Genomic DNA, 6,020 nt, shown 5'->3' on the forward strand with positions numbered 1-6,020 from the left:
CAGACTCAAGATCACGCGGCGGCCGTCCTGTTCCCGCCCGCCTCAGCCATGATCACGAAGTACGGCTGCCGTACTAGGGGGCTACCAGCGCTGACGACGGGGCGGAGGATTTCTGATCGGGAATCCGCTGACACCGCGCAGTTCGTCAGGGCGGATGGGTCGTGTCGATCAGAGAAGGTGCTCCGGGTCAGGCATCCCCTGCGGCTGATCAGCCAGCACGCCCAACTTCACGGTGTAGATCTCGAAGCCCTCAGTGACCCGTGTAACGACGTCGGAGTTGCCTACACCAGCCCCTGGTGGCTCCAGCCCTGACCTTCGAGGTGCCGGTTCCCGGCCCGGCGGGCCAGCCGCAGGCGGCTGCGTCAGTCGTTTCGGAACCGGCATCCGGCTTCGCGGGGCGATCGCGTCCGTCGGTTCAGCGGGGTAGTGGAGGCAGCGTCGGGCTGTCGAGCCAGGCGTCGAACAAGCTGTCCAAGGGCTCGCGGGCGAAGCGTTGGGCGTGCAGCCGGAACCGCTCTGTCGTCACCGTTGAGTGTCGGTGCTCAGCCGCCCACGCTCTCAGGAGCGCGAAGAACGACTCGTCGCCGACGCTCGTCCTCAGAGCGTGCACCGTGAGCGCACCACGTTTGTAGACCAGCGGGTCGAACATCCGGTCGACGCCGGGATCCGTGACGATGACATCGCGCGGGCGAGCCGCGACCCACGTGTACCACTGCGCGGCCAGGGCGTCTGTCGGCAGGTCGCCGCAGACGCCAGACCACAGCCATTCGGCGTACGTGGCGAAGCCCTCGTTGAGCCAGATGTGTCGCCAGTCCGCCACGGTGAGGCTGTTGCCGAACCACTGGTGGGCCAGCTCGTGCACGACAAGGCGCTCGTGCGTGCGCCGCCCGTCGACGTGGTTCCGACCGAAGACGGCCATACCCTGGGCTTCGACCGGATCGTCGAGGTCGTCGTCGGCGACCACGACGACGTACTCCCGGAAGGGGTACGGCCCGAAGAGCTGCTGCAGCGCAGACATGATCTCACCGTGGCGGCCGAAGTCGTGGGCCACGTTTCTGCGCAGCGCGGGCGGGATCGCCGCCCGCTGCACGACCTCACCGACAGCCAGGTCCACCACCTCGTAGCGTCCGATCTGGACGCTCATCAGGTACGGCGGGGTGGGCTCGTGCCGCTCGTACACCCAGGTCGTGCCGCCCGCCCCCCGCCGCTGGAGCACGGGATCACCTGTCACCAAGACGGTGTACGGGGAGGGCGTCGTGACCGCCACCCGGAAGGTGGCCTTGGCGCCGGGCTGGTCATCGCACGGGAACCACGACGGCGACCCGTTCGGCTGGCTGGCCACGAGCACCCCGTCGGTGAGTTCCTCCCAACCGAGTTCGCCCCACCTGCCGGAGATGGGCACCGGCTTTCCCGCGTACCGTATCTCCACCCGGAAAGTGTCTCCGGCGCCGATCGGCCGCTCGGGTTTGATCTGCAGTTTGTCCGGCCGGTGCAGGTACTTCGCCGGGCGCCCGTCCACTCGGACCTCCTGGACGCGGAACCGACCGAGGTCGAGAGTGAACCGCGACAGCGACTTCACGGCCACCGCGGTGATGTCCGCCCGGCCAGCGAGCCGGTTCGACACGACCCGGTAGTCGAGGTCGAGGTCGTAGTGCCGCACCCGGTAGCCGCCGTTGCCGTGCTCGGGCAGGTAGGAGTCGCCGGAGCGACCGGCACCAGGCGTTGCGCCGCTCGACGCCGACGCCGCCGTCGGACTCATGCCGACCGTGCCGCTGGCGTCGGCCAGGCGGTGATCGGGTTACCCCACCATCGGCTGTCGCACGGCACGGCATCACCTCGGGTCACCAGGGAACCGGGCCCGACAGTGGTCCGCGCCCCGATGCTCGCACCCGGCAGGACGATGCCGTGCGGGCCCAGCGCGGCTCCCGTGTCCAGTGTCACCTCGTCCATGCTCATGACACGATCATGGAACAGGTGGGTCTGCACCACACAACCGCGGTTCACCGTCGCGCCGTCGCCGAGTCGCACCAGGTCGTACTCGGGCAGCCAGTAGGTCTCCAGCCAGACGCCCCGGCCGATCTTCGCACCGAGCGTGCGCAGCCATGCCGTCAGCAGCGGCGTGCCGGTCGCGAAACGAACCAGCCACGGCGCGGCGAGGACCTCGACGAACGTATCGGCGAGCTCGTTGCGCCATACGAAGGAGGTCCACAGCGCGCGCTCGGCGACCCGGAAGCGCCCGACCAGCAGCCACTTCGCGACCGTCGCGATGGTGGCTGCGGCGATCGCCGCAGCCAGCAGCACCGGCCCGGCGGCGAGCGCCGCCGCCCACCAACCGGCAGCCCGCCACGTGAACGCGAGTACGGCCAGGACACCGAGCGCCAGGGCGCCGGCGCACATCACCGGAACGATCCGGCACAGCTCGATCGCGGCCCGGGCCAGCTTCAGCCGGAATGGCGGGTCGAAGGTGCGGCTGGTGTCGGCCGCTTCCACGGTCCGGCGCAGCGGCATCGGCGGGGCGCCGAGCCACGACGAGCCCTTCTTCGCCTTGAACGGCGCCGACGACAACACCCCGACAAGTCCACGCTTGGGCACCGAACGCCCGGGGGCCGCCATTCCGGAGTTGCCGAGGAATGCCTGCTTACCGATGCGAGCCGGGGCGACGCGCAGCCACCCATGGCTCAGCTCGTACGTCGCGACCAGGGTGTCGTCGGCCAGGAAGGCCCCGTCGGCGACAGTCGTCATCGCCGGCAGCGCGAGCACGGTGGATGCCTCCACCCCGCGCCCCACCTTCGCGCCTAGCAGCCGCAACCACACCGGCGTGAAGAGGCTGGCGTAGAGCGGGAACAACCCGACCCGAGCCATCCCCATCAGCCGCTCGGTCGTCCAGACCTGCCACGCCACCCGCCCCTGCACCGGGTGATAACCGGCGCGCAGGCCGATGCTGAGCGCCCGGACGGCCCCGAGAACCAGCAGCGCGTAGCCCGCGACGTAGGCGACGGCCGCCACCGCGACGGCGGCCAGCACAGCGCCGACCGTCGGTCGGACGGCAAGCGTCCAGCCGAGCGGGGCGAGCGCCAGCAGAGCGGCGACGACCGGAACCAGCCCCAGCAATTGGGCGGTCATCCCATACGCGAGCGGCCAGAGGCGAGCCCCCATCCGCGATCGAACGGGGCGCTGCGCGGGCCACCCGTCCGAGTCCTTGGCAGCGGCAGCGGCTGCGGCCGGGGAGCCGGCCCAATGCTGGTTCGCCGGTACGGCGCCGGCCACCGTCGAGCCCGCGGCGACGCGGGCGCCCTTGCCGATCCGAGCGCCCGGCATCAGGGTGCTGCGGGATCCGACCCGGGCGTCGGCACCGACGCGAACCCTGCCGATGCGGACGACATCGCCGTCGACCCAGTGGCCGGACAGATCGACCTCCGGCTCGATCGCCGCGCCGCGGCCGAGCTTCAGTAGGCCAGTCACCGGCGGCGCGGAGTGCAGGTCGACGTCGGCCCCGATCTGCGCGCCGAGGGCCCTGGCGTAAGTGATCATCCAGGTCGCGCCGGCGACGCTGGTGGCACCGGTCAGCTCGGCGAGGCGTTCGGCGGCCCACAGGCGCAGGTGCACGCCGCCACCGCGCGGGTAGCTGCCCGGGCGTACCCCGCGCAGCAGCAGTCGCGCTCCGGCGGCGGCCAGGGCGATCCGGCCCAGCGGGCTGAACAACAGCAGCCAGCCCAGCGCCACCCACCACCAGGACACGACCGGTGCCCAGGGTGCTGGCGCGAGCAGCGTGAGCACGTTGCCAAGGGCGGCCAGAACGGTCAACCAGCGCAGCCCGACCAGGGCGAGCATCGGTGCCATCAGCGCAGCCTGGACCAGACCGGCACGCCTCGGCGTCGGTCGGACCTCCCGGCGCGTCGCCGCCGTGGTGTCGAGCGCGTCGAGCACGGCCGCGAGCCGCGACAGTTTCGGGTGCAGGTAGATATCGGCCACCGAGACACGCGGATGCCGGCGCCGGATCCATGCCACCAGTTGCGCCGCGTTCAGGCTGCCGCCACCGTGGGTGAAGAAGTCCGCGTCCGCCTCGGTGGGGCGTACCCCCAGGATCTCCGCCCAACCACCGGCGAGCCATTCCTCCGTCGCGGTCAGCGCGCCCGCGGTGTCCCGCGGGGTGGCCAACGGCCAGGGCAGCGCCGCCCGATCCACCTTGCCGGACGTCCGGGTCGGCAGCGCATCCACCACGGCCAGCAGCGGCACGAGCGCGGCCGGCAACTGCTCACGGATCCGCAGCGCCGCGGTCGCGGCATCGAATGTGACGCCGTCGTGCGGAACCACGTACCCGACCAACAGTTGGTTGCCCGCGGCGGTGCGTTTCACCGCCGCAGCGGCACCGACGACGTTGGGAAGCGCCTGCAGCGCGGCGTCGATCTCACCCAGCTCGATCCGGCGTCCGCCGAGCTTCACCTGCTCGTCACCGCGGCCGACGAACAGCAGCCCTTCCGGCTCCGCCCGGACGATGTCACCGCTGCGGTACGCCCGCTGCCAGCCGAGCGCGGGCAGCGGCGCGAACTTCTCGGCGTCCTTGCCCGGGTCCAGGTAACGAGCGAGCCCGACCCCACCGATCACCAGCTCGCCGGTCTCGCCCATCGCGACCGGAGCGCCGGAGGCGTCGACCACGGCGAGCTCCCACCCGGCCAGCGGCAGCCCGATGCGTACCGGTCCTTCGCCGGTCATCCGCGCGGCGCAGGCGACCACCGTCGCCTCGGTCGGTCCGTAGGTGTTCCAGACCTCCCGGCCCTCGACGGCCAGGCGCTGCGCGAGCTCCGGGGGGCAGGCCTCTCCGCCGAAGATCAGCAGCCGGACCTCCTCCAGCGCCTCGACCGGCCACAGCGCAGCGAGCGTCGGCACCGTCGACACCACCGAGATCCGCTGCTCCGCCAACCACGGACCCAGGTCGACGCCGCTGCGGACGAGCGACCGCGTGGCCGGCACCAGACATGCGCCGTGCCGCCACGCCAGCCACATCTCCTCGCAGGACGCGTCGAAAGCCACCGACAGGCCAGCCAGGACCCGATCCTGCGGTCCGATCGCCTCAGTGGCCTCGTCGACGAGGAACAACTGCGCCTCGGCGTCCACGAAAGCCGCGGCGGCGCCATGGCTGACCGCCACACCCTTCGGGGTGCCCGTCGAGCCGGAGGTGAAGATGATCCAGGCGTCGTCGTCCGGGCCGGGACGGCCGGTCCGACCGGCGGGGGTACGGCGCAGTGACACCACCAGCCCGTCACCGAGGACCGCGACGACCCCCGCCTCGGCGAAGACAAGCTCAGCGCGTTCCTCGGGATCGTCCGCGTCGACCGGCACGTAGGCCGCGCCCGCCGCGAGAACGCCGAGGATCGCCAGGTACAGCTCGGCGGTGCCCGATGAAATCCGGACGCCCACGCGGTCGCCGACCCCGATGCCGTGCCCAGCAACCGACATTCGTACGACCTCGACCGCATCAGCCAGTTCGCGGTACGTCATCGCCGTGGCGCCGTCGTCGAGAGCAGAGGCGTCGCCGTGCGCGCGTACCGAGTCGTCGAGAATGTCGATCAGCGTGCGGCGGGCCGGGGCCGAGGAGGATCGGAACACCGCAGGTGCGACCGGCGCGGTCGACTCCGACGAAAGCGCGTCCATCTGCGGATCAGTCAGCACAGGCACCGGGCGTTCACCATCTTCACCTAGCGGATCAGCGTCAACCAGGCGTGCGGCATGCGGACCCGCCCTGGGCAGCCCTCAACGCTACGTCGCACCTGCCGGGAAATGCCTGCGAAGCAAGGGTTTCGTGTCCGCCGCCACAGCGATCCGTTCGGGGCACGGACGCCATCAATCACCTGCCGGATCCCCGATTCTGGCCGTGTGCAGGATCGGTAGCCTCCGCACAGTTCGGCCGTGTCGTCTGCGGCCGTGAAGATCCCCGCCGTCGCCGGCTCAGAGACTGTCGGGTAACTGGGTGGGGGCGGAACGTCACGCCGAGACACGTCGATGGAAGGTCCTCGACAAAT

2 protein-coding genes are annotated in these 6,020 nt (G+C 71.2%); both read right to left on the reverse strand.

What is annotated here, in order from left to right; translation table 11 throughout:
- Nucleotides 1-415: 415 nt before the first annotated feature.
- A complete protein-coding gene (locus tag ACLQ24_RS28155; RefSeq protein WP_425894766.1) occupies nucleotides 416-1,759 on the reverse strand; it encodes a M1 family metallopeptidase in 1,344 nt (447 codons plus the stop codon).
- Nucleotides 1,756-5,652, reverse strand: a complete 3,897-nt coding sequence (locus tag ACLQ24_RS28160; protein WP_425894767.1) for a Pls/PosA family non-ribosomal peptide synthetase — start codon at nucleotides 5,650-5,652, stop codon at nucleotides 1,756-1,758. The genes ACLQ24_RS28155 and ACLQ24_RS28160 overlap by 4 nt, the downstream gene beginning before the upstream one ends.
- Between the last annotated feature and the right edge of the window lie 368 nt (nucleotides 5,653-6,020).

Source organism: Micromonospora sp. DT4 (genome assembly GCF_049841675.1).
Classification (GTDB): domain Bacteria; phylum Actinomycetota; class Actinomycetes; order Mycobacteriales; family Micromonosporaceae; genus Micromonospora.